Source organism: Candidatus Baltobacteraceae bacterium, from assembly GCA_036489885.1.
Classification (GTDB): domain Bacteria; phylum Vulcanimicrobiota; class Vulcanimicrobiia; order Vulcanimicrobiales; family Vulcanimicrobiaceae; genus JAFAMS01.
In genome coordinates, this window is record DASXEW010000003.1 from 1,164,330 (window position 1) to 1,191,147 (window position 26,818).

Sequence of the window (26,818 nt, forward strand, 5' to 3'; positions counted from 1 at the left end):
TATGAGTCAAATTCGTATCGTCCCCGCCCAGCAGTTCACCGAGGGCGGCGGTTTCATCGTCCACCGGCCTTTTCCGGTGAATGGTCTCTCGTATTTCGATCCGTTTCTCTTGATCGATGAGATGGGGCCGGTCAATTACGCTCCCGGGGAGGCAATCGGCGCGCCCGACCATCCCCATCGTGGCTTTGAGACGGTGACCTATATGATGGACGGCGCGATGCAGCATGCGGATTCGCACGGACATCGCGGCGAGATTCGCAGTGGCGACGTGCAGTGGATGACGGCCGGCAAAGGCGTAATCCATTCCGAGATGCCGGCGTCCGACATCTTGAAAAGCGGCGGGAAGATGCACGGTTTTCAGATTTGGGTGAACCTGCCGCGCGACAAGAAGATGTCGCAACCGCGCTATCAGGAGTATTCGAACACGACATTGCCGTCGTATGAAAAAGATGGACGCTGGGTTCGCGTGATCGCCGGTGACGCCGACGGTTACCGCTCGCCGATCGAGACGACCGTTCCGACAACGATGCTGCACGTCAAGCTCGAGGCTGACAAGGATGCGACATTTACGATCGCGCCCGGCTCGAACGCCATCGTCCATACGATCTCGGGATCAGGTAGCGTCGAGGGCAAAGCGCTGAAACAATACGATGTCGCGTTGCTTGAGGATGCGCCGACCGAGCTGCATCTGCAAGGCGGAGAGAGCGGTATCGAAGCGCTGATACTTGCGGGCATCCCGCTGCACGAGCCCGTTGCACGCTACGGGCCGTTCGTGATGAACACAACCGACGAGCTGCAGCGCGCGTTCGATGATTTCCGCGCGGGGCATTTCGGAGAGATCGCGCGCGTTAGTTAGCTGCCCGGCAGCTCCTTTGCACCCAAGAGATTCCACGACGTCGCAAGCGCGTACGCGAACAGCCCGAAAATGACGCCGAGAAGGCCATCGATGTTTCGTCCTGACGTCATTGCCTGCAAGATGATGACGATCTCGAAGATGTAAATCAGAAGCGAGATCAATCCGAACGAGCGCAGGACCTGAGGCAGCGGGTGGTGTCGCGTGCTGCGCACCGCCTCGCGAGCGAGCTGTCCAATCGATAGAACCGAGACCAGGAGCATAATCTCGAGCCCCGCGTGCGGGATCAGCGCAGCCAGCGAGATCAAGAAGATGTTCCCGAGCGCGACGAACGCGCGCGTCGCGTCGGCGCGCCGCTTCGGGTGCGCCTCGGGGCCGAAGATACGCTCCGGCGCGAGAGTCACGGCGACGAACAGCAAGCCGACGAGGGCGGCTGCCGCACCGACGCTGGCGACAAAAAAGTCGTGAGACTCGGTCATAAAGGAATACGTTTCTCGCTGTTCGGAGGACGCTGCCGTGGGACTCTTCGCATCACTTCTTGCGGCCATGTTGCTCGGGCTGCGTCACGGCGCCGACCCGGACCATTTGGCTGCGATCGATAACCTGACCCGCAACGCGGCGCGCTCGCACCCGTCCGCCAGCAGATTCGTCGGCACGCTGTTCGCCAGCGGACACACGATCATGATTCTGGTGATTGCGATGTTGCTCGGCGTCGTTGGTCAACACGCCATTTTCGGCCCAGGGCTCGAGCGTGCCGGTACCTGGCTCAGCGTTCTCATTCTGTTTTTGATGACCGCACTCAATGTGCACCGCCTGCTCACGTCTCGCAATCCCTCACCTATCGGATTGCGGGCGCGAATGCTTTCACCGTTTATCGGAAAGCGGGGAGTTCTCGCGGCACTTCCCCTCGGGTTTCTTTTTGGACTTGGTTTCGAGACATCCAGTCAAATTGCGGCCTATGTCGTCATCGCGTCCGGCGGAATCGTTCCGGCGCTCGCGATCGGAGCGGCGTTTTGCGCGGGCATGATTCTCACCGACACCTTCGATAGCGTTCTCGTGTCGAGATTCGTGCGTACGGGGCATGGTCTTGCCGCAGCGCGCGCATGGCTCTGGACGGTAACGCTCATAGCGCTCGGTGTTGCAATCTATGAAACACTGCAGCTCGCAGGCTGGAAGATGCCGCTTTCAGAGCTTGCAGTCAGCGGCGTGCTGGTGGCAACGTGCGTCATTGTCTTCGCGTACGTCGCGCTACGTTTGCGAGTTGCTCCGCCGCTGCCGGAGACGGTGTCGCGATGAATTACAAACAGCTCTTCGATTTGAGCGGGAAAAACGCGGTGGTGTTGGGCGCGGCGTCCGGTATCGGAAAAGCCTCGGCCGAGGCGATTGCCGGTCTCGGCGCGCGCGTGATCTGCGCCGACATCGATAAAGCCGGCGCCCTTGAAACGGCCCGCGCGATCAACGGTGAGGCGATCGCCTGCGACGCCGCGAGCGCCGACGATATCGCACGGCTCGCCGATTTTGCGGCTAAGAAGTTCCCGCGTTTGCACGCAGCCGTCACGACGCCGGGCATCAACGTGCGCCGTCTCGTCAGTGACTATGGTGAGGACGACTTCGATCGCGTGATCGCGACCAACCTCAAAGGGACGTTCTTGTTCCTGCGCACGTTCAGCCGGATGCTGATCGAAGGCGGGGGCGGAAGCATCGTCGCGTCCTCGTCGATTCGCGCCGTTACGCTCGAGCCCGGCCTCGCAGTCTATGCCGCAACGAAGGCGGCAATCGGCCAACTCGTGACCGGCACGGCATCAGAGGTCGGACGATATGGCGTACGCGTGAATGCGATCGCACCGAGCGTCGTCGAGACGGCGCTCACAGCGCCGATCAAAGAGAAGCCCGAGATCTACGAGACGTATGCGAAACACACGATGCTCGGGAGGTGGGCGAAGCCGGAGGAGATCGGAAGTGTCGTAGCATTTCTGGTTTCCGACGCCGCGAGCTACATCACGGGCTCGACTCTTTTTATCGACGGCGGCTGGACGGCGATCGACGGTCCGCCGACGGGACTTACACAAACAAGAGCCAACAGGTCGGCACGCTAATCGCTCGGAGGGGTTAATGGAGCGCAGAACTTTCATTCGGTCAACCGCGACGGCCGGTGCCGCAGCGACATTCGGGTTCCCATACGTCTCACGCGCAGCCGGCATGATGACGCTGCGCTTCGCGCACTTTGCTGCGATCGACCATCCGGCGAACATTGCCGCCAAGCAATTCGCGGAACGTGTCGAAACGCGCACGCAAGGTGCGATCAAAGTCGCGATCTTCCCGAACAACCAACTTGGCGACCCGCCGCAACAAGCGGCACAAATTCGCGAAGGCGCGATCGACATCGGCCTTCCCACGCAAGGTCAGCTCGACAAATACGAAAAGGCCTTCGCTGCAGTTGAGCTTCCGTTCGCCTTTCGCAATCGTCCGGAGGCGTTTCGAGTATTGGACGCTGCATTAAGCGACTGGCTCGAGCCGCTCGCGCTGAATCAAGGATTCGTTACGCTGCGCAATTGGGACTACGGGTTTCGCAACATCACGAATACCGTACGTCCGATCAACACGCCCGACGACGTCAAGGGCCTCAAGCTACGCACACCACCCGAGATTCAAATCGCATCCTCGATGGAAGCGCTCGGCGCGATCGTAACGCCGATCTCGTTTGCGGAGCTCTATCTTGCGCTCTCACAACATGTCGTTGACGGTGAAGAAAATCCGATTGCAGTTATTTTCTTCAACAAATACTACGAAGTGCAAAAATACCTCGCGCTAACGCGCCACATCTATAACAACATGATCCTGACGTTCAGCGCCATTACCTGGAAGAAGCTGACGCCGGCGCAGCAGAAGATCATGCACGAAGAAGGTCGCAGCGCCGGTGACCTGATGCGCAACATGATGGGCGATCAGGAAGAACAGCAGATCACCAAGCTTGCAACCCTCGGAATGCAGATCACGCGTCCGGATACGACGCCGTTTCGTGCCAAGATGGGCCCCGCGATTGCGAAGATCTCGGGCTATGCGGGTGCGGGCAACGTCGAGAAGTTCCAGGCCATCTTGAAGAAGATGGTCAGTGGATAAGGCCGACCGCGCGCGGTAAGAGCAGCGTAAACCACGGAACGAAAGCAACGATAAGAAGTCCCGCGACGAGAACGCCGAGATACGGCAACATCGCTCGCGAGGCTTCTTCCACATGTGTGCGCTGAATCGCGCAGCAGACGTAAAAGCCCACGCCCGCCGGAGGCATGAACGCCCCGATTCCCATTGCTATCACGAGCACGATGCCGTAATGCAGCTCGTTGATGCCGATTTCTCCGGCGATCGGCAAGAGCAACGGAGCGAGCACGTTGAGAGCCGGCAAACCTTCGAGCAGCGACCCGGTCAAAATCAACAAGATGACGGAGCCAACCATGAAGATCGCGCTGCTGTCGTTGAAACCGTGCAGCAGCGAAACCAAACGTTGCGGAAGTGACGCGACGGTCAGCATCCACGAAAAAGCGGAGGCCGTCGCCAAGATAAAGAGCACCATGCCCGAGAGCGTCGCGCTATCGATAAGGGTGCGAAGGAGCTCACGCGGCGGCAGCTCCCTGTAAACCACGACGGCAAGTACGAGACCGTAGATAACGGCGAACGTCGAGACTTCCGTCGGCGTCGCGATGCCGTAGATGATGCCGCCAAAAAGAATAACCGGCATCAAGAGGGCCGGGATCGCTGCAAGCCCGCTTTGGGCCATCGTTTGAAGCGATGCGCGCGGCGTGGTCGGTAGTTTCGCCGAGCGCGCTCGAAAGTAGATCAGAATCATCAAGCAGATTCCGATTACCGCGGCCGGGATCAAACCGCCGCTGAAGAGAGCGGCGATCGACAGGCTCGTGATCGAACCGAGGATCAACATCGCGATGCTCGGGGGGACCGTTTCGCCCATCGCGGCGGAAGCAGCCAGTACGGCTGCGCCTTCACCGCGACTGTAGTTCTGACGGTCGAGCATGTCTCGCATGACGGATCCGACTGCGGCAACGTCGGCCGCTTTTGATCCGGACAAGCCGGAGACGAGGTACATGCTGACGACGACGACTTGCAGCAATCCGCCGCGGAAATGACCGACCAGCGCGTGCACGAAGCGCACGAGACGCAAACTTATCCCACCTCGCTCCATGATCAATCCGGCGAGAATGAAGAACGGAACCGCGAGTAGGACGTAATTGCTCGTCCCGTTCACCATGTTCTGCGTGAGCGTGACCATCGGCGCCGCGTCTGCGATCCACAAATACGCTGCGGCAGCGAGCAGCAGCGCGAACCCAACCGGCAGTCCGCTCAAAATTCCAAGCGCGAACAGAATCAAAACCGTGAACACCGACGCATCACCGGCGAAGAGCGGTTGCCACAAGCTCTGTGTGGCGTATGCAACACCGAGCACGACGGCGACACCGACGCCCGTTTTCAGCGCGAGCATCGGCGCGTTCTCGTAGAGACGTACGAGCGCGAAGATCACAAGCAAGATCATGCCGAGCGCGAGCGGTAATCCGATCGTTGAAACCGGAATGCCGAGAATCGGTGTGCGCTCGGCCCAACCGGCTTCGACGAGCCAATAGGATGTGATCGCTGCAAGCAGTGCGCCGGCAAAGATCAGCACGTCAGCCAGCGTGTAACAGAAGCGCGCGCCGCGCTCCGGCAAGAGATTCAGGACGGCCCGAACGGGAGCGTGCTGCGAGCGGCGGTATGCAACCACGCCGCCGATGAACGTCATCGTCGAAAGCGCGATTTGCGAGATCTCAGGCGTCCAAAGGAATCCTGTTTGTCCGAAGCTGCGCCCGAGGACGTTGACGACGACGATGACGATCTCACCAACGAGCGCGACGACGAGAATTGCCTCGGCGACGCGGTCAAGGGTTTTGATCGTCACCGAGCGGCGCTTCACCGAGGGGAAAAGCTTCCCCGCTCGCGCGTGCGCCAAATGAGCGCGAACGCCTGCGCGACAAACAGTCCGACGATCGTAAAGAAGACCGCAAACGAGATCATCCCCGTTTCGAGGCCGCGCATTACATCAACCGCTGCAGCGCCGCCGCTTTCGCGGTGCGCGAAGATCGCCAGAATCGTCCCATAGACCGGAAATGGACTGAGCAATCCGGTCCAGCGTGGACCGATGATTCCGGACAGCTCGGTCAAGCCGATCACGAGCGCAGTTGCGACGAACATGCGCGCCGGCAAATCCCAGAGGGACGGACGTTCCTCGCGTGTTCGTGCAGCATGAACACGCGGCATCAGCAGCAAGACGACGGCGATATGAAATGTGCGCCGCGAACACGTTGCCATCCGCTAACGACCGGACCAAATCGTCCTCCGACGAGCGTAGCTGCCGCAATCAGGGCGGGAGTAATCGTCAGCTTGAGCAGCAGAGTGTCCATCAGATCGCCCGCACAGCACGCAAGCGTGTTTCTTCGCACCCGTATGCTGGGTAAGCCCTGCGCATGAGCTTTGAGCGAGATATGGATAAGGCCGCAAAAAACGTTCGCGACACGGTCAGTGAAGCGAAGCACCGGACAGCGGCGGAACTCGAGAAGCTGGATCGCGACTCGGATCCGACGATGTCGAAGGGAGAACAGATGCGGTCAGCCGTGAATGAAACAAAGCACAACATTCAGGCCGACATCGATAAGGGCAATCGAGAGATTCGTAACAAGACATAACGGATAGCACGCGACTCACCCCGCCCGGCAAGCATGACCCGCCTGCCGGGCTTTTCTTTTGCATCGATTCCGGCACAGCTCGTGTTACAGCGGCGAAATGAAGACGCGCGATTGGGGATTGCTGCTAGTTCTGTTGGTGCTTTGGGGCGGGACATTTTACTTCTATAAAGTCCTCGACGAAGCGGGGCTTCCTGCGCTCACGCTCGTTCTCGGGCGTGTAGGAATTGCGGCGCTCGCGCTCCTCCCACTGGTCTGGTGGCGCAGACTTTCATTACCGCGCCGGCCCGCGGATTGGACGCCCTACATCTTCATCGCCCTCACGAACAACGTGATCCCGTATCTCGTGTTCGCACTCTGCGAGACACAGATCTCGAGTGGCTTGGCGTCAATCGTGAACGCCACGACGCCGATCTTTACCGCGATTGTTGCGCACTTGTCCACGAAAGACGAGCGCTTCTCGATAAATTCGGTGATCGGAATCTCGCTTGGGTTCGTAGGCATCGTCGTGCTCGTGGGCCGAGATGTCGTGCACGGTCTCAATCTCGCAAGCATCGCGCAGATCGCGTGCTTCATCGCTCCGGTGTGCTATGGCTTTGCGGCCGTCAACGGACGCAGCTTCCGCGGCACCTCGCCGATCGTCGTCTCGACGTGCCAACTGATCGTGAGCTCGATAATCTTGCTGCCGTTCGAACTCGTCATCGACAAGCCGTGGTCGCTTCCGATGCCGTCGGCCGCAACGTGGGCGGCGTTGCTCGGGATGGCACTGCTTGCAACGTCCGCGGCATACGTCGTCTACTTCGCGTTGATTCTCTATGCAGGTGCCGTGAACGCATCGCTCGTCACGCTGCTCGTTCCACCTGTCGCATTGCTCCTGGGAGGACTGTTCCTGCACGAACGTCTCGGTTGGGGCGCCGTCGCGGGCATGGTGCTCATTCTCGTCGGTCTGGTCGCGCTTGACGGGCGCTTAACGAAAATCATACGCCGCTCGCGATTGTTAGAAATTATTAATGCAAGCTGAAGTCTGATCAGCGTAGAGTGGTTCCACGGGACTCGTCTTCTCGAAAGGAATCGCTGCGTCATGAAATTGGCGTATTTGGTGATTGCCCTCGCTTTGTTCGTTCCATCGCGGTTGATGGCGGATGAAGCACCTTCGCGTCAGCTTCACTATGCCGGCGATACGCGCATCGGCAGTACGACCTCGCCTATGACGATCGACCTCGACATCGGTGCGGTTCGGCCTGATTACACGACGCCGATTGAGATCGACGAACATGTTCGCGGCGTCGACTTGGGCGTGCACGATCTTGTGCTCGATAAGTCGGGCGTGATTCCCGACGAAGCGCAGACGCTGACATTTGAGGAAGAAACGATCCTCGATATGCTCGCGCTCCAGTTCGAAAACGCGACCGGGCTCGGCGTGGGCGACGAATGGGATCGGGCCGGCGAGATGATGGGCGGTACGCACGAGACGCACTACCGCGTCCGGCAGGTCGCAAACCTGGTCGTCGACATGGACGTGACGCGCACGATTGATTTCGCCAACGGCAACACCGGGACGTGGAGCGGCATGATGCGCTACAACGCGGATACCGTTGTTCCAATGGCGGTACTACTGAATGGCGATTTCGTGAACAACCGCGATCAGTCGCATCACGCGCTGGCGCTTTCGGCCCGTCTCGTAAGCGATTCGTTCGCGCAACAGCAACAGCAGCAGCAACAGCAGCCGTAATAGCGAAGTTCCCCGCATGCCGGGACCTTCGAAGATCATGCTCATCCGCCACGGCGAGAAATCGCTGGGGCCGCCGCCTTTTGGTGTCAAGGAAGATGGGACGGAATGTCCCCATTCACTGACGCCGCAGGGTTGGCAACGAGCCGGGGCGCTGGTCGGATTTTTCCAGAGCCCAACTCTGGACGGTATTCTGACGCCGGTCCACATTTATGCCTCGCCTCCCGCGAAGGACGCCGATTCTCCCACTGCAGTCGACATCGACAAGAGCCATCGGCCCGTTCAGACGGTCACGCCGCTTTCGCGGAAGCTTGGGCTACCGCTCGATGAGCGCTTTACCGTCGGCGAAGAATCCGCACTCGCTACCGACATAAAAACGCGAGCGGGCACCGTCCTCGTATCGTGGGAGCACAAGCACATCCCGCTCATTGCCGGCGTTTTCAATGCCAGCGTTCCGAATAAGTGGCCGGACCGCTTCGATCTCGTTTGGGTACTCGATGCGCAACCGGACGGCATGTACAGTTTTACAGTGTTCCCACAGATGCTGCTCGGAACGGATCAACCCGTTTAGGCAACTCTCCGCGTTCCGATTCGCTCCAGCGAGCGATAACCGATCGCCTCAGCCACGTGCTCACGCTGAATTGCACTGCTCCCCGCCAGATCGGCAATCGTCCGAGCGACGCGGACAATGCGATCGAACGCGCGTGCCGAGAATTGCCTCTTCGTGCTGGCCTCTTTGAGGAGCACGGAGGCTGTCTCATCGAGCCGGCAATATTCGCGCAATTGCGCGGATGCAAGCTCCGCGTTGCTTTCGAGTCCGATGCTCGCGTAGCGTCCGCGCTGCAACTCGCGCGCCGCGACGACCCGTGCTCGAATGGCAGCCGATGATTCCATCGGCAGCCCTTCGCTGATCTCGGCGAAGGACACGCGACCGACCTCGACCTGCAGGTCGATGCGATCGAGGAGCGGTCCCGAGAGCTTCGCAACGTACTTCGCGACGATCGCATCGTCACAACGGCAATCAGCGTCGCGCGTCCCGCGCATTCCGCACGGACACGGATTCATCGATGCGACGAGCATGAAGCGAGCCGGATAGTTGAACGTCCCGGCGGCGCGGGCAATCGTCACATTCCCGTCTTCGATCGGTTGTCGCATCACTTCGAGCGCGCTGCGGCGAAATTCGGGAAGCTCGTCGAGAAACAACACGCCGTGATGTGCAAGTGAAATCTCGCCCGGTTTTGGAACGGCGCCCCCACCGACGAGCGCGACTTCGCTGATCGTGTGATGCGGCGAACGGAAAGGACGCTCGGAAACGAGCCGCGGCTTGGGCCCGAGTAAGCCGGCGATCGAATAGATCTTCGTAACGTCGAGTGCTTCGTTTGACGACATCGGCGGGAGAATCGACGGCAGCCGCTGCGCCAGCATCGTCTTACCGCAACCAGGCGGGCCGACGAGCAGGAGATTGTGCCCGCCTGCAGCCGCAATTTCGAGCGCGCGCTTTGCGCCCAGCTGTCCGCGGACGTCCGCATAGTCGCCGCGGTGAGCGCGCTTCGGCGCGACGCTCTCGGACGGCTTTCCGCGGACGCGATGCTTTGCGCCGTGTCCTTGAATAACCGCAACGGCCTCACCGAGCGACGCGACCGCGTAAAGCTCGAACCCGTCGACGAGCGTCGCTTCCTCGAGACTCGGAACCGGAATGATGACGTTTGCGAAGCGCGCGCGTCGTGCACCGAGTAGCATCGGTAGCAGACCCGCGGTGGGATTCAGTGTTCCGTCGAGTGCGAGCTCACCCAGCGCGACGAAATTCTGCAACGCCAGCCGGTCGATTTGTTCATCGATCGCAAGCAGCGCGAGCCCGATTGCGAGATCGAACGCTGGACCCTCTTTACGAATGTCGGCCGGGCTGAGATGCACGAGCAATCGTCCCGCCGGAAACATATAGCCTGAATTGAAGATCGCGGCACGCACACGATCGCGTGCTTCGCGGAGCGCGCGGTCCGGGAGCCCGGTGATGGCGAAACCAGGCGTCCCGGGCGCGCTATCGGCCTCGACGCGCACGACATAGCCGTCGATGCCGAGCATCGCCGCGGAATGGGCAAGAGCGATCACGCACGGCTCTATCGCGACAAATGGTGCTCGGGCAAGGTATAAGGGGTAGATGTTTGCGGGTCGGCGTTTTCCGGAGGCGTTTGCGCTCGTCGTACTGCTGGCGAATGCGGTACTGATACTGGTTTCGTATCATTCGTTACCCGCCATGGTGCCCACGCACTTCGGCGCAAGAGGCGATCCGGGGCGCTATGGGGCCAGATGGACGGTCTGGATGACCTTCGCGTTCAGCGCGGTTATGTATCTCGTTCTGAGCGCAACTGCGCGCATCCCGATCCAGTACACGAATCTTCCGGTGAAACTTACCGACGAGAATCGGGGGCGGATTGCGGTTCTCGTTCGCGAGATGATTAGCTGGGTCAAAGCATGGGTGCAAGTCATAGCTTACACGTTGACCGCAATGGTGATCCGCGCTGCGGAGACGTCGCGCCCCCAATTTGCACTCACGATGATAGAGTACGCGGTTACCTTTGCGCTCCTCGCAACCTGTGGGATTTACGCCATTCGTATGCGGCGCGCGGCTTAGTTTTCGATTAGCTCGATGCGGTTCCCGAACGGGTCGAGAACGTAGCAGTGGCGTTTGCCTTCAAACGGTTGCTCGTCATGTACGACGGCGACGGAACGTGATTCAAACCGCTTGAGCAGACCGTCATAGTTGGAGCAGCGGAACGCCGGATGTGCCTTGGTCGCCGGCTGAAAATCTTTGTCGACGCCAAGGTGAACCTTGATCTCGCTGCTCTTCAGCCAAAGGCCACCGCGTTGCTTGAGCTCCTCGGGTTTCGGAATCTCTTCGAGCCCGATGATGTCGACGTAAAATGTGCGCGCGCGACCTTCGCCGCCCGCGGGCATCGCGAGCTGCAAGTGATCGAGTCGCACGAACGGTCCGGTCATTCTCTCTGTCCCTCGACTACGCGCCTTCGGCGCTACGCTCGGGATGACAAGGTGTCGACTACCCTCGGGATGACACCTCTCGAATTGCCATGTGTGATTCGTTGTTGAAGCCAAGACTTTCGTAAATCGAGCGTCCCACTTCCGTCGGACTCAAGGTGATTTTGCGAACCCCGCGCGCACGCGCGTTGGCAACGGCTTCCCGCACGAGCTCCGTCGCATAGCCGCGACGGCGCAGTGACGGAACGACGTAGACGCCGGCAATCTCAGCGTGCAGCGAGCTCGACGGATAGGGTAGACGGTTCCAGAAAAGCGCGCACGCACAGCCCGTCGGAACACCGTCTTCGATCAGGATCCATGCGGCCATGCGGTCTTGTGAGAGCAGCTCGAAGAGCTCGCTGGCGGCACGCGGCAGAAATCGTTCGCGCTCCGACGGAGTGCATAGGCCCATCTCGACGAGGCTTGCAAACCGCAAGCCCGCCAGATCCCAAGCATCAGCGGCCTGGGCGGCCCGTAAAACGATGTTCGATTGCATGTCGATCACGATTTCTCTCCGGAAAAAAGAAGAGCGCGCCGTTTCCGGCGCGCCCATGCTTCTCAATCTTCGCTTCGTCGCTCAGCCAAAAGCGTCGAAGCCCAGTGCGAGATGCATGGGCAAGACGAACGGTCGGCGCGGGAGCGGTTGATGGGAAAACATCGCGCGCACACTTCTGAGCACAGCCAGCTGCAGTCCTTTTTTAGCTGGGCAAGACGAATGTCGCCGGGTCCCGAACTCGTATCTGCTACTCAATGAGACTCCAAAAAGCGGCTGAAATCCACGAATTTCGCCTTCTCCACAGCGCCCACAGGCCTTTCCGGCAGCGCTGTGGATAACGAACATGTCGATACCGCCGCGGTACACGCCGGGCGCTTTACAAATCCGACAAATCCAGGATCATCGCCGCCTTTATATGCTGCCTCATCGTACGTCTTTCGCGACTTGGATGAGATGGAAGCGATCTACGCGGGCGAGGAAAAAGGCGCGATATATGGACGCTATGGTGGTCCAAATGCTGCTCAATTTGCAGAAGCCATCGCCGAATTGGAGGGTGCGGAGGCCGCGGTTGCTACCGCTTCAGGAATGGCGGCGATCGACGCAGCCTGGGGACCGCTGGTCCGCGCGGGCGACCGGATCGTGGCAAGCACAGAACTTTACGGTGGCACCTACGATTTACTTGAGAAAGACTATCGACAACGGGGCGTTGAGGTCGATTTTGTTCCACAGGGCGACCTCGAAGGGCTGAAAAGCGCTCTGGATGGCCGTCCGGCCAAAATCGTCCACGTCGAGACCCTGACCAATCCCCTCATTAAAGTCACCGAGCTCGAAGCAGTCGCCCGGCTCGCGCATGCGGCGGGTGCGATTTGCACGGTCGACGCGACCTTCACCACACCGATTCTGGGACGCCCGGTCGGGCTCGGCGCGGACCTGGTTGTCCACAGCGTCGGTAAGTACATCGGCGGTCACGCGGACGTCGGCTGCGGCGTTCTTTCCGGCCGTAGGGAGATGATCGCGCCGGCTGGCGCCTGGGTGATCCGCAAGGGTACGCCGATCTCGCATTTCGACGCGTGGCTTGCGCTGCGCGGCCTGCGTACGCTTGCGCTGCGAATGGTGCGCCACAGCGAAAATGCGCAAGTGATTGCTGGCTTTTTGGCACAGCACGACGCGATCGCCGCCGTCTACCATCCGTCACTGCCCGCACATCCGCAGCATGCGCTTGCAAAGCGACTCTACCCGCGCGGTACCGGCGGAATGTTGACGTTTGACGTGCGCGGCGGCAAGCAAATGGTAGATGGCTTTTTGCGCGCGCTCAGGCGCGTTCAGATCGTCCACAGCCTCGGCGAAGTCGCAACGACGATCTCGTACAGCTGCCGTTCCTCGCACCGCATGCTGTCCGAACAGCAGCGCAACGAGCTTGGCGTCAGTGAATCGACATTGCGCCTCTCCTGCGGTATCGAAGATGCGCGCGACATCACAAGTGATTTGGAAAAAGCGCTCGCCGAGGCAGGCAGCGCAGCCCGCGTATAGCGAAGCGCTCAATCAATGAAAACAGCCGTACTCGCCGCCTTTATGGTCGGAGCGGTTCTCGCCACGGGTTGCAACAAACCCGCAGCGACCAGCTCAACGTCCGGTTCGAAAACGATCGGCGTATCGATTCAAAATCGCGAAGCCCAGTTCTACCAGGATATGCAGAACGGGATGCAGGCCGAGGCCTCCAAGTACGGTTACACGCTCAAAGTAGTCGACGCCAGCCGCGACAATTCAAAGCAGCAATCGCAAGTCGAAGACTTTATTTCGCAGCACGTAGATGCAATCGTGCTCACGCCGTACGACTCGCAAGCCATCGGTAGCGCGATCGTGGAGGCCAACAACGCCAAGATCCCGGTGTTCACCGCTGACATTGCGAGCACATCGAACGTCGGCGACGTCGTCTCGCACATTGCAAGCGACAACGTGCAGGGTGGCGAACAGGCCGGCAAATTAATTTGCGCCGGAATGGGGAGCGATCCGGGCCCCGTTGCGATCATCGACGAGCCCGAAGTGACGAGCGTGCAAGATCGCGTCAGAGGCTTTAAAGAAGCGATCGCCTCAGGCTGCCCGAGCGCCAAGATCGTCGCGGACATTAGCGGCGGGGGCCAACGCGATAAGGCTAGCTCTGTTATGGAAGATCTCTTACAGTCGCACAAAGATCTGCGCGCCGTTTTCGGCATCAACGATGACTCGGCGCTGGGCGCGGCCAAAGCCGTTCAAGCTGCGAACCTCACCGGCAAGATCATCATCGTTGGGTTCGATGCTACGCCGGAAGCGCGCACCGCAATTCAACAGGGTGCAATGTACGGCGATGCCGTTCAACATCCGGAAGACATCGGCAAGCTGACGATCGATGCGATCCATGATTATTTCGGCGGGAAGACGCCGGAAAAACGCATCGCCGTCAACGTCGGTCAGTTCACGAAAGCGGACATCAAGTAAGTTATGGATAGCCCGCTGCTTCGAATGCGCGGGATCGTCAAGACGTTTCCCGGCGTCAAGGCGTTAAGCGGTGTCGACCTCGACGTCAGCGCCGGCGAAGTCCATGCGCTCGTTGGTGAAAACGGCGCCGGCAAATCGACCCTGATGAAGATTCTCGCCGGCGCGCAACCCGCGGATTCGGGAACGATCGAAGTCGACGGTAGGGTCGTGACGATCAACGGGCCTCGCGACGCCGAGAATCTCGGCATCGGGATGATTTATCAAGAATTCAATCTCGTCCCTGATCTCAATGCGATTCAAAACATCATGCTCGGACACGAGCCGGTCCGAGGAATCTTCCTCGACACGAAAGCTGCGATTCAAATCGGTACCGAAGCGCTCGCGAAGCTCGGTGTAACGCTTCCGCTCGATCAGCCGACCCGTTTCCTTTCGGTTGCGCAGCAGCAGATGATCGAGATTTGCAAGGCGATTGCGCGCAAAGCGCGCGTCCTGGTTCTCGACGAGCCGACCGCCGCGCTGACCGAGCGCGAGATAGACAATCTCTTCAAGCTAATCCGTTCGCTCAAAGCCGGGGGCGTTTCGTTCATCTACATCTCCCACCGGCTCGAGGAGCTACCGCAGATCGTCGATCGAATCACAATCTTGCGCGACGGTCATTCCATTGAAACGGCGCCGCTTGCCGACATGCCTCGGGACAAGATGGTCAATCTGATGGTCGGCCGTACGCTCGACACGCACTTTCCGGAGCTGCCGGCTGTCCCGAGCGACGCGCCGGTCGTTCTCGAGGTCAAGGACTTGCGGAGCGGCATCGTCGCCGGTGTGAGCTTCGACGTTCATGCCGGAGAGATTATTGGTCTTGCGGGCCTGGTCGGCGCGGGACGTACGTCAATCGTGCGCGCCATCGCCGGCGCCGATGTTCCGGAGAGCGGTAGCGTGCGTGTTGACGGACAGCAGAAACGCATAGTCTCGCCCTCGAGCGGAATCCGAGCCGGTATTGCGCTCATTACCGAAGACCGAAAAGGTCAAGGGCTCGTACTCGGAATGTCCGTTCGCGAGAATACGACGCTCGCGCATCTTGAGGACTTCGTCGCACGCGATCTTCTGATCGATCGGCCGAAAGAAATCGACGTCACCACTCGGGAGGTCACGGAGCTGCGCATTCGCACGCCTTCCACCGAGCAAATCGTTCGCAATCTCTCCGGCGGAACGCAGCAAAAAGTCGTGCTCGCAAAGTGGCTGATCGGCAAAGCCCGCGTCTTTCTCTTCGATGAACCGACGCGCGGCATCGACGTGGGCGCGAAAACAGAGATTTATGGCCTGATGATTGAATTGATGAAGCACGGGGCGGCGATCGTCATGGTCTCGAGCGAATTGCCCGAGGTTCTCGGTATGTCGCACCGCGTGTTTGTCGTTCGCGAGGGAAGATTGCAAGCCGAATTTTCGCATGACACCGCTAGCCCGGATAAGGTGATCGCGGTCGCGACCGGAGCCGCGGCCTAATGGCGCAAGCAGATCTCGAAAACAAACTCGCCGCCCAAGCCGATGAGGTTCTCGCGACCCGTCGGCGCAAGACCACCCTTCGCACGATCGTGGCGCTTATCGCACTGGCGGTCGTTATCGTTATCGTCGACATCGCATCGCACGGAGATTTCCTCACCGCCGGCAACATCACAAACGTCCTGCGACAGATCACGTACAACACTATTCTCGCCGTCGGACAAACCTTTGTCATAATCACCGCCGGCATCGATCTTTCCGTCGGTTCGCTTGTCGGTCTGGGCGGCGTCGTGTGCGCACTCTTCGCAAACGCCGTGCCGTTACCGGGACCTCTCTTGTTGATCGGGACGGTGATCGTCGCCATTGTGCTCGGCGGGTTCTGTGGTCTCGTGAGCGCGACGCCGGTCGTGCGGCTTGGTTTGCCGCCGTTTATCACAACGCTCTCGATGATGCTCATCGCGCGCGGCTTTGCGTACATTCTCTCGAACGGACGACCGGTGGCGCTTAGTGCGCACGCCTATCAGACGTTTGAAAATACCGGAATTGGCTACATTCTGAGCGGCCCGCTCTCGCTCGTGCGTCTTCCCGGAATCCCGATCGCGGTGATCTGGATGGCCGTGATCGTCATCGTCTTCGCGATCATACTTGGGCGTACGCGTTTCGGCCGTTACGTCTACGCCATTGGCGGCAATGAAGAAGCGGCGCGGCTGGCTGGCATCAAGGTTGGGACCGTCAAGACGATGGTCTACGTCATCTCGGGCGCCCTGGCTGCAATCGGGGGCCTTTTGCTGATGGCCCGCTTCAGTTCGGGCTCCCCGCAGACGGGCGTGGGCTTCGAGCTCAACGCGATCGCGGCCGTTGTCGTAGGCGGTACCAGCTTGTTCGGCGGCCGTGGTATGATTATCAATACCTTTTTCGGCGCGCTCTTCATCGGTGTCCTCAACAATGTCATGGACCTCATCGGAATCGAGTCCTACACGCAGCAGGTCGTCCTCGGCGTCGTCATCGTGAGTGCCCTCATCATCGAGGAGCTGCGCAAACGGCTCTCGGCACGGATATGAAATTGCGCACCGGCGTCATGGCCCTGCTGTTATGCCTCGCCGTGGTAGGTTCCGCGAGCGCGCAAAGTGGGCTGATGGCGCCCGGAACGCAATCGATCGTCGGCAAGTGGGGTTCGACGCTCAAAGGCTTCGATAAGGATATGCAGCCGCCGTACTACTACGAAGAGAACGTCTTACTGACGATCTCCGAAAACGGCAACATTCAACTCGAACGCACGCGGCGCGAGCTCAAGACCAAAGCCAGCGAAACGTGGATCGGTAACGGCGTCTACACCAATCCCGTACCCGGCATTATCAAGCTGACGTTCAGCGATAACCTCGGCCAAGACGGTGCGATCTGGCACTATTTCATTTCCGGCGACACGATGATCGTCGTCGACGACGCAACCGGCATTCAGCGGAAATACTCCCGCATCCAAACTGCGATCTACTAGCGCTAGGCGCTAGAAGTCGCCGTCTTTGAGCCCGGTGTTGGTTTTCAGATTGATGAAATCTTCTTGTTTGACGAGGACATTGCCCTCGTAACGCACGCGCCGCACGGGTAAGTGATTGACGCGCGAGATGAAGAGCACGTCTTTGCTCACGTCTTTGTTAGCGGACGGATTCGCAACGAGCATTGTCACCGTATCGATCGGCACGCCGAGAACCGTGTCGGTCGTCGTTTCGCTGAGCGTCCCTTTGCCGCTCTGGTACCAGGCAAGAATCGCAGCGAACGAGGTCGATTCGAGCGTGTCGCCGCGGAGGCCCATCACACGGTTCCCCTCGCCATTCCATACGAGCTTCGCGCCCTTCCCAGGACCGACGGTGATCTCGCTTTTCGCCGAGTGTGGTTTCTTGAACGCGTACCCGTAAGTGCGATCTTGGACCGCTGCACCGATCGTTTCGTGCGTCGTAATTTGGCACGTGTAGTCGTTGACGTTCGACCAAGCTGCCGCGAATTGGCTCAAGGCCGACGCACTGGCAGGCGCCGTACAGATAGCAGTTAGCAGCACGAGCGCAAAAACGCGCTTCATTCGGATGCGTCCTTTCCGTTCAGGCTTTCGGTTCGTAGCAGCGAGCCATATTGACCTTCGACGCCGATCAGGACGTCGCACTTTGCACCGTTCGCGATTTGTTCGATCGCGCGACCAAGTGGGGCGCCCATGTACTTCGCTTCCCGATACGAGCCCATCACGATGAGATTGGCCTTCTCACGTTTGGCGAGATCGAGCACAGCTTGGCTGGTCTGCCGTCCGTGAATGGTTTGGGCTCGAATGGAAACACCGTGCTTTTGCGCGATCGCTTCCGCGGCTGCCAATGTGTCGAGGGCCGCACGATCCTCGGTTTCCATCGTTGCAGTCGCCGGTAGCGTAAAGGGAACTTCGACGACGTAGGCAGCTAGAAGATCTGCGCGCTCACGACGCGCAAGGCGCGCTGCGAGCACCATCATGTGTTCGGAACGAATCTCTTGCGAGAAGACGACGATGATGCTGCCGACCATCTGGCGCAAGACTCGTTCCGCGACACGCGCAACCTGTTCGGCGCGGCTACGCGGCGCGTGCGTCATCCACCACAGCGTACCCATGATCATCAGCACGACGGAGACGGCGCAAACCGCGCCGACGGCGGTCACATGCAGGCTGGAGTCAATCATCGTGTTCTCAGGCCGCTCACGATGCGAACGACCCCAAGACCCAACATGGCACCGGCGAGCGCGTACGCACTGATCGCCTGCCACTCGATTCCGGCCGAATGCACGGATTTTACGAGAACAAAAATGCCGAGTGCGATGAAGATGAAGCCATTGATGAACTTCATGCGCGCGAACGTCGAGACGCTGATTCGAGGACTCACTGCGGACCCTCGTCTTGTATCCGCTTCTCTCGCGCTTTCAATTTCCCGACGTACTCGTCCATAAGCTCGAGCTCGCCCGCCTCGCGCAGAATTGCTATCTGCGAGGCCTGCCAGTCCCTCGGCAGGGAACCGAAGAGACTGAAACCCTTGCGTTTGCGGTAGATGAAATAGAAGATGATTCCGATGATAATCCACGCCGGCCCGGCGATGCGGCCGATGTGGTGCGTGATCAGCACGAAGACGAGGATCGAAAGGATACCGACAAGCCCCAGTGCTCCGATCAGCGGGAAATCGACCGCCTCGCCCTTGTACTTGAACGGGATGTTGAACGGAATCTTAAATGCGCGCGGCGTTAATGGATCGTTGATGCGCAATGCCATCAGCGCGATAAAGACCAGCGTGTAACTCGCGGCAGCGCCGAACGCGTACAAATCGCCGAGGAACTCGAAGCCTCCGCTCCCTTGCAGCGCGGCGAAGATGAGTTCGACGATTGCAACGCCCGAGAAGGCGACGATCGAGACCACGGGTGTTCGGTAGCGCGGATGGACGCGCTCGAAGAGCGTCGGCAGCAAGCGGCTCTGGCTCATCGAGTATGCGATACGCGAGCTTCCGAATACGCCGGAGTTGCTCGAGATCAAGAGCAAGATCGCGCCAAGCAAAGGAACGTATACCGCCGCGAGCACGCCGAAAAGCGGAATGTTTGCCGACATGATGGCGACGGCTTTATCGGCATTTTCCGGCGTCCCTAGGAAATGCCAGAACGGCTGCCCTTCTGCACCGACGGGCGTATGCCACGGCTGCATGCCGAGCGCCAAGTTCGAGTAAGAGAGTGCGAAGATGAGGATCGTCAGGATTAGCGAGATCGACGTTCGTGGGATGATCGAGGCGGGCCGCTGCGTTTCTTCGGCGGCGTGTGAGATCGATTCCAGTCCGACGAACGATATGATCGCTAGCGAGATGCCGTTCATGAGTTGAAACGACGTCGGCCATCCGATTTGCATCGAGTGAATCAAGAGCTCCGGCCGGAAGGCGAACAAAAAGCCGAAAAAGAGGATCGACGTTTCGCTGAGCATGTCGAGGGCACTGACGACGCCTTGAAATGCCGTGCTTTCGCGCACGCCGACGATGTTGAGCACGGCGAGTGCGGCGACGACGAAGAGTACGGTTACAAAATGCGAGATCGGATGCGAGGTGGAGCTCAGCTGCGGGATCAGCGTGCTCATATAACCGATCGACCCCCACGCGAAGAGCGCAATGTCGATCGTGAAGTCCAGCAGAACGGCCCAGCCGGCGATGAACCCGAGAAAATCTCCCAGGCCACGCATGACAAAATATTGGCCCCCGCCCGCGACGGGATAGGCTGCAGCGAGCTCCGTGTACGCGAGTCCGACGCACACGTAGACGAGACCGGCGAACAGGAAGGCGATGTTCGAGGCTCCGCCTGCGACACCGAACACCAAGCCGAGCGCAACGAAGATGTCGGCGCCGACGTCGGCATAGCCCCATGAATAAGAGCCCCACGGCGTTACCGAGCGCCGGAGCGAGGGCTGCGCGGGTTTCATATCAGCGTCCCGTTCCCACCCTAATGCGACGCAACGCGTAAAGCGTGCGTTCGCCCTGTTCGAGCTCGCTAAACAAACGTTTGCCGCGCAGAACGGGTAGTGCATCCGAGAGCGCCTTGATCGCGCTATCGACTTTGTCGTCGTCGACCTTTTCCTCGCGCGTGCACTGTTCGACGACCATTGCCGCGTAGCGGACGGCCGTGCGTCCGAATTCGAGCTCGTTATTGACGGCTTTGAATCCGTCGAGGGCAGCGGTATAGGCTTTCGTTCCCTCGACATAGTCGTGTTTGCGCGCGGCGAGCATCGCCGTCAGTACGTGGCGCTGCGCGTCGCGCAGCATTTCGGCCGGGCGAAATGCATGCGTAAGCATCTGCTTGACCGCTTCCGGATTTCCACTGCGGTGCGCTTCGATTGCGGTTCCGAGTACGGCCTTGAGATCACGCGGCGGCGGCGTCGGCGGCGATCCGGGAGTCGCGGGCGCCGGCGGCGGAGGTGCCGGAGCGCCGGCCGACGTCATCGATGGCATCCGCGAGAGACTTTCCAAATCGGTGATGACGTCGGAGGCGTCGGCGTAACGATCGGTGGGATCTTTTGCGAGCAGCTTCATGATGATGCGCTCGAGGGCCGGCGAGAGATTCGGATTCTTGTCGCGTACCGATGCCGGCGTGTCGTTCACGTGTGCGAAGATCACGGAAACCAAATCATCGGACGGGCTCTTGAACGGCACGTCGCCGGTGAAAATCTCATACATCACGCAGCCGACCGAATAGAGATCGCTGCGATGGTCGGTGACTTTGCCGAGGAATCGTTCGGGTGAAAGATAGGCGATCGTACCGACGATCTCGCCGGCTTGCGTTACGCTGCTGGCATCGCTTACGCGGCGTGAAAGCCCGAAGTCCATCACCTTGACCTCGCCGTTGTCGAGAATCATGATGTTGGCCGGCTTGATGTCGCGGTGGATCACCGACTGTTTGTGTGCGTAGTCGAGCGCTTGCAGCAGCTCGATGAAGATCTTGATCGAGGCGTCGTACGAGATGCCCTCGGCGGAAGCTTGCTTCAGCGTGCGGCCGCGGATGAGCTCCATGATGATGTAGAGCTGATCCTGATCTTCACCCGCGTCGTAGACACCGACGATGTTGCGATGATTGAGATGCGCCATCGATTGCGCTTCGCGCAGAAATCGCTTGCGAACGATCTCGGAGCGATCGGTCAGGATCTTCACAGCGATCTCGCGTTGCAAAACCGAGTCGGTTCCGTGATAAACATCGGCCATGCCGCCGCGCCCGATCAGCTTGTCGACTTTGTAGCGCTGCGCGATGATCGAACCGATCCGTTCGGTCATCGGAATGCGTCCCGATAATGCGCAAGACGCGTGCCGTCGGCGGCGACCACATCGAATCGCGCGTAAGCGCGCGGCGCGAAAAGCTGCATCCACTCCGCGGCGAGCTTGCGCAGCGTGCGGCGCTTGCGTGCGTCGACGGCGCCGACTGCCGAACCATAGCGGTGTGAACGGCGTGCCTTCACCTCGACGAAAACGATCGTCGCGCCGTCGCGCGCAACGACATCGATCTCGCCGCCGGGCATGCGAACGTTGCGTCCCACGATCTCGTAGCCGCGCTCGACCAATAACGCAATCGCTGCGTCTTCACCGCTGCGAGCCAGCTCCTGGGAGTTCATTCTGCGAATTCGATTCCGGGCAACGTCAGCGCAGCCTGCACGCGCCACCAATTCCTTCGATGCATCGAACAAGGACCGTGAGACTTCAGCGCCTCGATATGATAAGGCGTCGCATATCCCTTATTCTCGGCGAACCCGTATTCCGGAAAGAGCGGGTCGAGCTGCGCCAGAAGTGCGTCCCGATACACTTTCGCAATCACGGACGCCGCCGCAACGCTCGCGCATGTCGCATCGGCTTTGATCATCGGCTCTTGCTTGCCCGTCCACGAACGAATTCGTACCGCGTCCGTTATCAGGTATTCGGGAACGATCGCCAGAGCAGCAAGCGCTCGCTCCATCGCCAAGACCGATGCCCAGTAGATGTTGATCCTATCGATCTCCGCAACCGAAGCTTCCCCGATCGCCCACGCGACCACTTTGGCTTTGATCTCGTCGGCGAGATCGGCGCGGAATTCAGCCGGCACCTGTTTGGAATCGTTGAGGTGTCGCAGGCGCAGCGGCCCGTCGGTGACCACGCACGCAGCGACGACCGGACCCGCAAGCGGTCCGCGTCCGACCTCGTCGATGCCCCCAATTAAACGAAAGCCCTGTTCGCGCAGGGTCTCTTCATAACGATGAAGCCGGTCGAGCCGACGGCGGACGCGGCTTCGAACCGCGTCGGGCTTCCGGCTCTTCACGTACCGTCGGTAGGCGGCACGTCAAAACTCGTGCGGCCGAACTTACCTTCGTTGAAATCCTTGATGTACGCGAGCGCTGCGTTGTGAAGCTCGAGCTCGCCGCCCGTGCGCAACATCCGACGAACGTTCGCAAAGCTTTCGAGATCCGGAACTTGCCGCGAACGGTTGTTGGTCATCCAGTCGACGAAACTGTGCACGACATTTTCCGGCGAGAATTTGTCGCGCGGAATCGCGCCGCACATCGCGAGCATCCACTGGGCTTGCATCGACTCGATCTTCGGAACGAGAATTCCAGGTGTGTCCATCATCTCGACGTTTGGTCCGACGCGAAACCATTGTGGTGCGCGCGTTACGCCGGCTTTGTCTTCGACGCGAGCGACATCGCGTCGCAGCAATCCGTTGATGACTTTCGATTTCCCTGAGTTGGGAATGCCGATGACCATCGTGCGCGCAACGCCTTTGACGCGCGCCGAGCCGAGCATCTGCGTCAAGATGAACGAAGCTTGCGTGTAGCTGTTGGGTTCACGCGCGTTGACCGAGACGGCGCGGAAGCGCTTCGTGGGATAGTAATCCAGCCACGCTTTCGTAGTCGGCGGATCGGCGAGATCGTCGCGGGTCAGGACGATTAGCCGCGGCTTACGTCCGATGATGTTTGAAAGATCTGAGTTGGAGCCGGTCACCGCAAGCCGTGCGTCGATGACCTCAATGAAAATGTCGATCAGGCTGGAGCGGCGCTCCATCTCGCGCATCGCAGCAGCCATATGGCCGGGGTACCATTGAATGACGGTCTCGCGGTCGATCACAGCGTCCCCGCCTTGCTCGGCGGCCAGAGGCCGAGCCAAGCTTTTCCGATGATCGTCGACACCGGGACAAAGCCCCAGTCGCGCGAGTCGTCTGAATTGCTCCGGTTGTCGCCCAGGACGTAGTACGCGGCCGGGGGGACGGTCTCGGCCGGTTGGCTGCGATCGTCGCGATAGCGAACGTAGTTCTCGGCAAGCGGCTGCCCGTTGATCTGCACGAAGCCGTGCGCAATCGCGACGCGCTCACCCGGCAGTGCGATGACGCGTTTGAGATATGCCTCGGAACCGGCATGCCGGAACGCGACGATGTCGCCACGCCGAACGGGTCCGAATCGATACGTCAGCGTGTCGATCAGAACGAATTCTCCGGCGCCGACCTGCGGCTCCATCGAAAGACCCGAAACTTGGGGGAGGCGGAAGAAGAAGGCCACCCCGAGGAGTGCCAGCAGAGCAACTTCACACGCAACTACGACCCCGCGACGCAGTCTCGCCAATCGAACGGACGGTTGGGAGAGCACCATTTGTTGTTCGCCGCCGCCGTCCGCTTTCCTTAAGCTTGCCTTAGGCCTAGTGCAGTATGCGGATGCGGTTGAACGGCCAAAACAAGAGGAATGCGTGTCCAGTGAAATGCGCCGGTTTTCCTTTCAGCGGCCCAGATGCGAAATTGCCGCTGGTTTGTGCGAAGCCCCAAATGTGCGAGTCCTCTGAATTATCTCGGTTATCACCGAACATCAGATAATAGCCATCCGGGATACGGTCGGGTGCGGACCACGCGCTCTTCGGCGGAATGTTTGCGAAAGATGGATCGAGCGGTTGTCCGTCTACGTAGATTCCGTAGTTGCGCACTTCTAAATTGTAGTTCGGCTTCTGCGCCTCATACGGTTCGTTCAGTGCTTTGCCGTTGCGGTACACGATGCCGTTCTTGACGGAGAGCGTGTCGCCCGGAGCACCGACGAGTCGTTTGATGAAATCGTTGGTCGAATCGATAGGCGGTTCGAACACGACGATGTCGCTATGATGCGGTGGGAAGAAACGATATTCGAATTCGTTGACGAGCAGCACGTCGTGGATCTGCAACGTCGGTTCCATCGAGCCTGATGGAATGTAGAACGTGCGCACGACGAACGTGATCAGGAATAGCGCGACCAAACCCGCGACGATGAACGCGTCGAGATATTCGCGCAGAACCGCGCGGACCGAGCTGCCGGACGTCGTGGTTGCGCCCACGGCGACTCCGGGACGAATGCTAATCGCGACGCGGACGACTGCGAAAATGCAGATCAGCCCGAAGAGCTGCAGCGGGGTCACGCCGCGCTACTCAGCCGGAGCTTCTGACGCCTTGGCCGTCTTTCTCTCGCGGATACGCGCTGCGCGGCCAACCTTCTCCGAGAGATAATACAGCTTGCTGCGACGCACGGCGCCACGCTTGCTGACTTCAATCTTTTCGGTCCGCGGGCTGTGCAGCAAAAACGACTTCTCGACACCAACGCCGTGTGAAACGCGGCGGACCGTGAGCGATGCGTTCGAACTGCGGCCATTACGCCCAATGACGACGCCCTCGAACATCTGGGTCCGCTCTTTGCCGCCCTCAATGACCTTCGAGTACACCTTGACGGTGTCGCCCGGACGGAAGACCGGGATCGATGGTTTTTCCTGTTCTTTTTCGAGAAGACCGATGACGTTCATGACGCTCTCTGCTGGCTACTGCGCAACCGCGGTATTGTAACAGAGGCGCTATATCCCGTCTACTCCGAATCCCCCCGCCGCTGGGCCGCCCGCCGCCGGGACTCCTCGCGCCGCCAGGCAGCGATTTTGGCGTGGTCGCCTGAGAGCAGGACCTCGGGTACTTCGACCCCCCGGAAGCGCGGCGGCCGGGTGAAGGATGGGAAGTCGAGCTCATCGCCGGTCGTAAACGATTCGCTGGCCAGGGATTCCGGGCGAATCGCCCCCTCAACCAGGCGGACGGTCGCATCGACCACGGCCAGGGCCGGGATTTCGCCGCCAGTTAAAATGAAGTCGCCGAGAGATATCTCCTCGAGCGGATAGAGGGCACGCAGCCGGTCGTCAACGCCTTCGTAGTGGCCGCAGACGACGACCAGGCGGTCGAGGCCCGCGAACCGGGCCGCATCGGCTTGCGAGAACTGCTTGCCGGATGGGGTCGTGAGGACGAGCGCGCGACGCTCCTCGGGCGGGCTCGCCGCCAGAATGGCATCCAGGGCCCGGGCGAGCGGTTCGAGGCGCAAAACCATACCGGCACCGCCGCCGTACGGTGAGTCGTCGGCCCGCTCCGTTTCGCAGAATTCGAGCACCTGGTGGGTCCGAACCGAGACGAGACCACGCTCGACTGCACGTCCGACGATCGAAAGCCCGATGGCCGGCGCGAAGATTTCCGGGAAGAGCGTGACGACGTCGATGTTCAACATCTTCGTTTCATGTTCGCTTTGCGCCGAATGCTAGCCCACTTCCAACCGCCAAGGGATCCCTTCGAACGCGCGATTCTGGAGCTCGAAAAGGGCGATCCCTCGGCTGCTGTGACCGGCTTCACAGCAATGCTGCATTCGGCGCGCGACAACGATGAGTGCGCGCGGCTCTACAACAAGCGCGGTGTCGCGCACGTACGCTTGGGCGAACGCGAGCACGCATTGCGCGATTTCTCGGAAGCACTCGCGGTTGTGCCGCGATTCGCGCCGGCGCTAGCCAATATCGGTAATTTGCTAGTCGAGGAGGGCGCGTTCGAGGACGCGATCGCGCATTACGAGGCGGCGATTCGCGCCGATGAGAGCTATGCGATCGCGCACCTCAATCTTTCGGTCGCTTACCGGAAAACCGGCCGCCGCGCTGCCGCCGTCCGTGAGCTTCGCCTGGCGCACCGCTTGGAGGGACGCGGAATCTTCCGGCGCAGATAAGAGATCAATGCCCGTCAACCAGATGGTGCTTTCGCGCGAACTCATGGCAGTTATGCGGAAGGCGGTTATGTATGCCGTAACGGCTGAAAGTGAATTCGTTCAGCCGCCGCACATCTTGTTGGCGCTGCTTGATGACGATACGATCGGCGCTCGTTTAGGGCAATTGATCGATCGCGAAAAAGCGCAAGCCGCGCCGCCGCGCAAACGTCCGCCGGAACAGCTGCGCGATCCGGATTCGCAGCGCGCACCGTTCCCGATTTATCGGTCGCTCGTGATCCGCACGCCGGACGGTAAAGACGGCAAGTGGCTCGACCAAGATTCATACGAGATATTCTTGGAGGGCGCGCGCCGCGTGCAAGCCGGTGCGTATCTGCCGAAACATCTCGCCAAAGCGTACGTGTCCGAATCGAACCGCGATCGCGGTTTGCTTTCGATTCTCGGACACCAGCCCGCAGTCGTCGCCGAAAAAGTCTTCGCGCTCTAGCGCGAAACAAATTCG

34 protein-coding genes are annotated in these 26,818 nt (G+C 60.0%); 16 read left to right on the top strand and 18 right to left on the bottom strand.

Annotated features, from left to right (window positions below):
• The first annotated feature begins 1 nt into the window (after position 1).
• Positions 2–856 carry a pirin family protein gene (locus VGG22_11580; protein ID HEY1729006.1) on the top strand — a complete coding sequence of 285 codons (855 nt, stop codon included), beginning with the start codon at positions 2–4 and terminating at the stop codon, positions 854–856.
• Here the strand turns inward: VGG22_11580 and VGG22_11585 are convergent.
• Positions 853–1,332 (bottom strand): hypothetical protein, encoded by a 480-nt coding sequence (locus tag VGG22_11585; protein HEY1729007.1) that lies wholly within the window; start codon positions 1,330–1,332, stop codon positions 853–855. The two genes, VGG22_11580 and VGG22_11585, sit on opposite strands and share 4 nt — an antisense overlap.
• A gap of 37 nt (positions 1,333–1,369) precedes the next feature.
• Between VGG22_11585 and VGG22_11590 the strand changes: the two genes are divergently transcribed.
• Genes VGG22_11590 through VGG22_11600 form a run of 3 tightly spaced genes read left to right on the top strand, consistent with a single transcriptional unit; the run spans position 1,370 to position 3,973 of the window.
• Positions 1,370–2,149, top strand: a complete 780-nt coding sequence (locus VGG22_11590; protein ID HEY1729008.1) for a hypothetical protein — start codon at positions 1,370–1,372, stop codon at positions 2,147–2,149.
• Entirely contained in the window at positions 2,146–2,949 is an 804-nt protein-coding gene (locus VGG22_11595) for an SDR family oxidoreductase (GenBank protein ID HEY1729009.1), read from the top strand. Before VGG22_11590 ends, VGG22_11595 begins: the two co-directional genes overlap by 4 nt.
• Positions 2,950–2,965: 16 nt before the next feature.
• Entirely contained in the window at positions 2,966–3,973 is a 1,008-nt protein-coding gene (locus tag VGG22_11600; GenBank protein ID HEY1729010.1) for a TRAP transporter substrate-binding protein, read from the top strand.
• On the opposite strand, the gene VGG22_11605 is transcribed toward VGG22_11600, so the two are convergent.
• Entirely contained in the window at positions 3,963–5,792 is a 1,830-nt protein-coding gene (locus tag VGG22_11605; protein HEY1729011.1) for a TRAP transporter large permease subunit, read from the bottom strand. The genes VGG22_11600 and VGG22_11605 overlap by 11 nt on opposite strands.
• 11 nt (positions 5,793–5,803) lie before the next feature.
• Positions 5,804–6,202, bottom strand: coding sequence for a hypothetical protein (locus VGG22_11610; protein ID HEY1729012.1), 399 nt, complete (start codon positions 6,200–6,202; stop codon positions 5,804–5,806).
• A gap of 155 nt (positions 6,203–6,357) precedes the next feature.
• On the opposite strand from VGG22_11610, the gene VGG22_11615 reads away from it, so the two are divergent.
• The 4 genes from VGG22_11615 to VGG22_11630 all read left to right on the top strand — a co-directional run bounded on the left by VGG22_11615 (position 6,358) and on the right by VGG22_11630 (position 8,873).
• Complete coding sequence (locus VGG22_11615; GenBank protein HEY1729013.1) at positions 6,358–6,576, top strand: hypothetical protein; 219 nt, start codon at positions 6,358–6,360, stop codon at positions 6,574–6,576.
• A gap of 97 nt (positions 6,577–6,673) precedes the next feature.
• Positions 6,674–7,594: a DMT family transporter gene (locus tag VGG22_11620; GenBank protein HEY1729014.1), complete on the top strand. Its 921-nt coding sequence runs from the start codon at positions 6,674–6,676 to the stop codon at positions 7,592–7,594.
• A gap of 60 nt (positions 7,595–7,654) precedes the next feature.
• Entirely contained in the window at positions 7,655–8,305 is a 651-nt protein-coding gene (locus VGG22_11625) for a hypothetical protein (GenBank protein ID HEY1729015.1), read from the top strand.
• A 16-nt stretch (positions 8,306–8,321) separates the two neighbouring features.
• Positions 8,322–8,873 (top strand): hypothetical protein, encoded by a 552-nt coding sequence (locus tag VGG22_11630; GenBank protein HEY1729016.1) that lies wholly within the window; start codon positions 8,322–8,324, stop codon positions 8,871–8,873.
• Here VGG22_11630 and VGG22_11635 read toward each other — a convergent pair.
• A complete protein-coding gene (locus VGG22_11635) occupies positions 8,870–10,411 on the bottom strand; it encodes a YifB family Mg chelatase-like AAA ATPase (GenBank protein HEY1729017.1) in 1,542 nt (513 codons plus the stop codon). The two genes, VGG22_11630 and VGG22_11635, sit on opposite strands and share 4 nt — an antisense overlap.
• Positions 10,412–10,460: 49 nt before the next feature.
• Between VGG22_11635 and VGG22_11640 the strand changes: the two genes are divergently transcribed.
• Complete coding sequence (locus VGG22_11640; GenBank protein ID HEY1729018.1) at positions 10,461–10,934, top strand: DUF1648 domain-containing protein; 474 nt, start codon at positions 10,461–10,463, stop codon at positions 10,932–10,934.
• On the opposite strand, the gene VGG22_11645 is transcribed toward VGG22_11640, so the two are convergent.
• Both VGG22_11645 and VGG22_11650 read right to left on the bottom strand, forming a co-directional pair.
• Positions 10,931–11,299 carry a hypothetical protein gene (locus tag VGG22_11645; protein ID HEY1729019.1) on the bottom strand — a complete coding sequence of 123 codons (369 nt, stop codon included), beginning with the start codon at positions 11,297–11,299 and terminating at the stop codon, positions 10,931–10,933. The genes VGG22_11640 and VGG22_11645 overlap by 4 nt on opposite strands.
• A gap of 58 nt (positions 11,300–11,357) precedes the next feature.
• Positions 11,358–11,888: a GNAT family N-acetyltransferase gene (locus VGG22_11650; protein ID HEY1729020.1), complete on the bottom strand. Its 531-nt coding sequence runs from the start codon at positions 11,886–11,888 to the stop codon at positions 11,358–11,360.
• A 273-nt stretch (positions 11,889–12,161) separates the two neighbouring features.
• Here VGG22_11650 and VGG22_11655 point away from each other — a divergent pair, with 273 nt between their 5' ends.
• From VGG22_11655 to VGG22_11675, 5 genes are read left to right on the top strand one after another with little or no spacing between them, the layout of a single operon-like run.
• A complete protein-coding gene (locus VGG22_11655) occupies positions 12,162–13,361 on the top strand; it encodes a PLP-dependent aspartate aminotransferase family protein (protein ID HEY1729021.1) in 1,200 nt (399 codons plus the stop codon).
• 15 nt (positions 13,362–13,376) lie between these two features.
• Complete coding sequence (locus VGG22_11660; protein HEY1729022.1) at positions 13,377–14,306, top strand: substrate-binding domain-containing protein; 930 nt, start codon at positions 13,377–13,379, stop codon at positions 14,304–14,306.
• A gap of 3 nt (positions 14,307–14,309) precedes the next feature.
• A complete protein-coding gene (locus tag VGG22_11665; protein ID HEY1729023.1) occupies positions 14,310–15,806 on the top strand; it encodes a sugar ABC transporter ATP-binding protein in 1,497 nt (498 codons plus the stop codon).
• Positions 15,806–16,864 carry an ABC transporter permease gene (locus VGG22_11670; protein HEY1729024.1) on the top strand — a complete coding sequence of 353 codons (1,059 nt, stop codon included), beginning with the start codon at positions 15,806–15,808 and terminating at the stop codon, positions 16,862–16,864. The genes VGG22_11665 and VGG22_11670 overlap by 1 nt, the downstream gene beginning before the upstream one ends.
• Positions 16,861–17,298, top strand: coding sequence for a hypothetical protein (locus VGG22_11675; GenBank protein ID HEY1729025.1), 438 nt, complete (start codon positions 16,861–16,863; stop codon positions 17,296–17,298). The genes VGG22_11670 and VGG22_11675 overlap by 4 nt, the downstream gene beginning before the upstream one ends.
• 9 nt (positions 17,299–17,307) lie before the next feature.
• On the opposite strand, the gene VGG22_11680 is transcribed toward VGG22_11675, so the two are convergent.
• From VGG22_11680 to trmD, 12 genes are read right to left on the bottom strand one after another with little or no spacing between them, the layout of a single operon-like run.
• Complete coding sequence (locus VGG22_11680; protein ID HEY1729026.1) at positions 17,308–17,877, bottom strand: hypothetical protein; 570 nt, start codon at positions 17,875–17,877, stop codon at positions 17,308–17,310.
• Entirely contained in the window at positions 17,874–18,497 is a 624-nt protein-coding gene (locus VGG22_11685; protein ID HEY1729027.1) for a universal stress protein, read from the bottom strand. The genes VGG22_11680 and VGG22_11685 overlap by 4 nt, the downstream gene beginning before the upstream one ends.
• Positions 18,494–18,697: a hypothetical protein gene (locus VGG22_11690; protein HEY1729028.1), complete on the bottom strand. Its 204-nt coding sequence runs from the start codon at positions 18,695–18,697 to the stop codon at positions 18,494–18,496. Before VGG22_11690 ends, VGG22_11685 begins: the two co-directional genes overlap by 4 nt.
• A complete protein-coding gene (locus VGG22_11695; GenBank protein HEY1729029.1) occupies positions 18,694–20,259 on the bottom strand; it encodes an APC family permease in 1,566 nt (521 codons plus the stop codon). Before VGG22_11695 ends, VGG22_11690 begins: the two co-directional genes overlap by 4 nt.
• Position 20,260: 1 nt before the next feature.
• Positions 20,261–21,601: a protein kinase gene (locus tag VGG22_11700; protein HEY1729030.1), complete on the bottom strand. Its 1,341-nt coding sequence runs from the start codon at positions 21,599–21,601 to the stop codon at positions 20,261–20,263.
• Positions 21,598–21,936: a YraN family protein gene (locus tag VGG22_11705; protein HEY1729031.1), complete on the bottom strand. Its 339-nt coding sequence runs from the start codon at positions 21,934–21,936 to the stop codon at positions 21,598–21,600. Before VGG22_11705 ends, VGG22_11700 begins: the two co-directional genes overlap by 4 nt.
• A complete protein-coding gene (locus VGG22_11710) occupies positions 21,933–22,613 on the bottom strand; it encodes a ribonuclease HII (GenBank protein ID HEY1729032.1) in 681 nt (226 codons plus the stop codon). Before VGG22_11710 ends, VGG22_11705 begins: the two co-directional genes overlap by 4 nt.
• Complete coding sequence (gene ylqF, locus VGG22_11715) at positions 22,610–23,416, bottom strand: ribosome biogenesis GTPase YlqF (protein HEY1729033.1); 807 nt, start codon at positions 23,414–23,416, stop codon at positions 22,610–22,612. The genes VGG22_11710 and ylqF overlap by 4 nt, the downstream gene beginning before the upstream one ends.
• A complete protein-coding gene (lepB, locus tag VGG22_11720; protein ID HEY1729034.1) occupies positions 23,413–23,934 on the bottom strand; it encodes a signal peptidase I in 522 nt (173 codons plus the stop codon). Before lepB (VGG22_11720) ends, ylqF begins: the two co-directional genes overlap by 4 nt.
• Positions 23,935–23,980: 46 nt before the next feature.
• The gene (lepB, locus tag VGG22_11725; GenBank protein ID HEY1729035.1) at positions 23,981–24,721 is read right to left on the bottom strand and encodes a signal peptidase I; all 741 of its coding nucleotides are present in this window, start codon (positions 24,719–24,721) and stop codon (positions 23,981–23,983) included.
• A gap of 6 nt (positions 24,722–24,727) precedes the next feature.
• Positions 24,728–25,099 carry a 50S ribosomal protein L19 gene (gene rplS, locus VGG22_11730; GenBank protein ID HEY1729036.1) on the bottom strand — a complete coding sequence of 124 codons (372 nt, stop codon included), beginning with the start codon at positions 25,097–25,099 and terminating at the stop codon, positions 24,728–24,730.
• A gap of 59 nt (positions 25,100–25,158) precedes the next feature.
• Positions 25,159–25,836, bottom strand: coding sequence for a tRNA (guanosine(37)-N1)-methyltransferase TrmD (gene trmD, locus VGG22_11735; protein ID HEY1729037.1), 678 nt, complete (start codon positions 25,834–25,836; stop codon positions 25,159–25,161).
• 27 nt (positions 25,837–25,863) lie between these two features.
• On the opposite strand from trmD, the gene VGG22_11740 reads away from it, so the two are divergent.
• Together VGG22_11740 and VGG22_11745 are read left to right on the top strand one after the other, a co-directional pair.
• A complete protein-coding gene (locus VGG22_11740) occupies positions 25,864–26,319 on the top strand; it encodes a tetratricopeptide repeat protein (protein HEY1729038.1) in 456 nt (151 codons plus the stop codon).
• A gap of 7 nt (positions 26,320–26,326) precedes the next feature.
• Positions 26,327–26,803 carry a Clp protease N-terminal domain-containing protein gene (locus tag VGG22_11745; GenBank protein HEY1729039.1) on the top strand — a complete coding sequence of 159 codons (477 nt, stop codon included), beginning with the start codon at positions 26,327–26,329 and terminating at the stop codon, positions 26,801–26,803.
• Positions 26,804–26,818: the final 15 nt, after the last annotated feature.

Bases quoted from the DNA above. Each gene is read 5' to 3' on its own strand.
- VGG22_11580 (HEY1729006.1), top strand. From the start codon at position 2: ATGAGTCAAATTCGTATCGTCCCCGCCCAGCAGTTCACCGAGGGCGGC.
- VGG22_11585 (HEY1729007.1), bottom strand. From the start codon at position 1,332: ATGACCGAGTCTCACGACTTTTTTGTCGCCAGCGTCGGTGCGGCAGCC.
- VGG22_11595 (HEY1729009.1), top strand. From the start codon at position 2,146: ATGAATTACAAACAGCTCTTCGATTTGAGCGGGAAAAACGCGGTGGTG.
- VGG22_11600 (HEY1729010.1), top strand. From the start codon at position 2,966: ATGGAGCGCAGAACTTTCATTCGGTCAACCGCGACGGCCGGTGCCGCA.
- VGG22_11610 (HEY1729012.1), bottom strand. From the start codon at position 6,202: ATGGCAACGTGTTCGCGGCGCACATTTCATATCGCCGTCGTCTTGCTG.
- VGG22_11615 (HEY1729013.1), top strand. From the start codon at position 6,358: ATGAGCTTTGAGCGAGATATGGATAAGGCCGCAAAAAACGTTCGCGAC.
- VGG22_11620 (HEY1729014.1), top strand. From the start codon at position 6,674: ATGAAGACGCGCGATTGGGGATTGCTGCTAGTTCTGTTGGTGCTTTGG.
- VGG22_11625 (HEY1729015.1), top strand. From the start codon at position 7,655: ATGAAATTGGCGTATTTGGTGATTGCCCTCGCTTTGTTCGTTCCATCG.
- VGG22_11630 (HEY1729016.1), top strand. From the start codon at position 8,322: ATGCCGGGACCTTCGAAGATCATGCTCATCCGCCACGGCGAGAAATCG.
- VGG22_11640 (HEY1729018.1), top strand. From the start codon at position 10,461: ATGTTTGCGGGTCGGCGTTTTCCGGAGGCGTTTGCGCTCGTCGTACTG.
- VGG22_11645 (HEY1729019.1), bottom strand. From the start codon at position 11,299: ATGACCGGACCGTTCGTGCGACTCGATCACTTGCAGCTCGCGATGCCC.
- VGG22_11650 (HEY1729020.1), bottom strand. From the start codon at position 11,888: ATGGGCGCGCCGGAAACGGCGCGCTCTTCTTTTTTCCGGAGAGAAATC.
- VGG22_11660 (HEY1729022.1), top strand. From the start codon at position 13,377: ATGAAAACAGCCGTACTCGCCGCCTTTATGGTCGGAGCGGTTCTCGCC.
- VGG22_11665 (HEY1729023.1), top strand. From the start codon at position 14,310: ATGGATAGCCCGCTGCTTCGAATGCGCGGGATCGTCAAGACGTTTCCC.
- VGG22_11670 (HEY1729024.1), top strand. From the start codon at position 15,806: ATGGCGCAAGCAGATCTCGAAAACAAACTCGCCGCCCAAGCCGATGAG.
- VGG22_11675 (HEY1729025.1), top strand. From the start codon at position 16,861: ATGAAATTGCGCACCGGCGTCATGGCCCTGCTGTTATGCCTCGCCGTG.
- VGG22_11680 (HEY1729026.1), bottom strand. From the start codon at position 17,877: ATGAAGCGCGTTTTTGCGCTCGTGCTGCTAACTGCTATCTGTACGGCG.
- VGG22_11685 (HEY1729027.1), bottom strand. From the start codon at position 18,497: ATGATTGACTCCAGCCTGCATGTGACCGCCGTCGGCGCGGTTTGCGCC.
- VGG22_11695 (HEY1729029.1), bottom strand. From the start codon at position 20,259: ATGAAACCCGCGCAGCCCTCGCTCCGGCGCTCGGTAACGCCGTGGGGC.
- VGG22_11700 (HEY1729030.1), bottom strand. From the start codon at position 21,601: ATGACCGAACGGATCGGTTCGATCATCGCGCAGCGCTACAAAGTCGAC.
- VGG22_11705 (HEY1729031.1), bottom strand. From the start codon at position 21,936: ATGAACTCCCAGGAGCTGGCTCGCAGCGGTGAAGACGCAGCGATTGCG.
- lepB (HEY1729034.1), bottom strand. From the start codon at position 23,934: ATGGTGCTCTCCCAACCGTCCGTTCGATTGGCGAGACTGCGTCGCGGG.
- rplS (HEY1729036.1), bottom strand. From the start codon at position 25,099: ATGAACGTCATCGGTCTTCTCGAAAAAGAACAGGAAAAACCATCGATC.
- trmD (HEY1729037.1), bottom strand. From the start codon at position 25,836: ATGTTGAACATCGACGTCGTCACGCTCTTCCCGGAAATCTTCGCGCCG.
- VGG22_11740 (HEY1729038.1), top strand. From the start codon at position 25,864: ATGCTAGCCCACTTCCAACCGCCAAGGGATCCCTTCGAACGCGCGATT.
- VGG22_11745 (HEY1729039.1), top strand. From the start codon at position 26,327: ATGCCCGTCAACCAGATGGTGCTTTCGCGCGAACTCATGGCAGTTATG.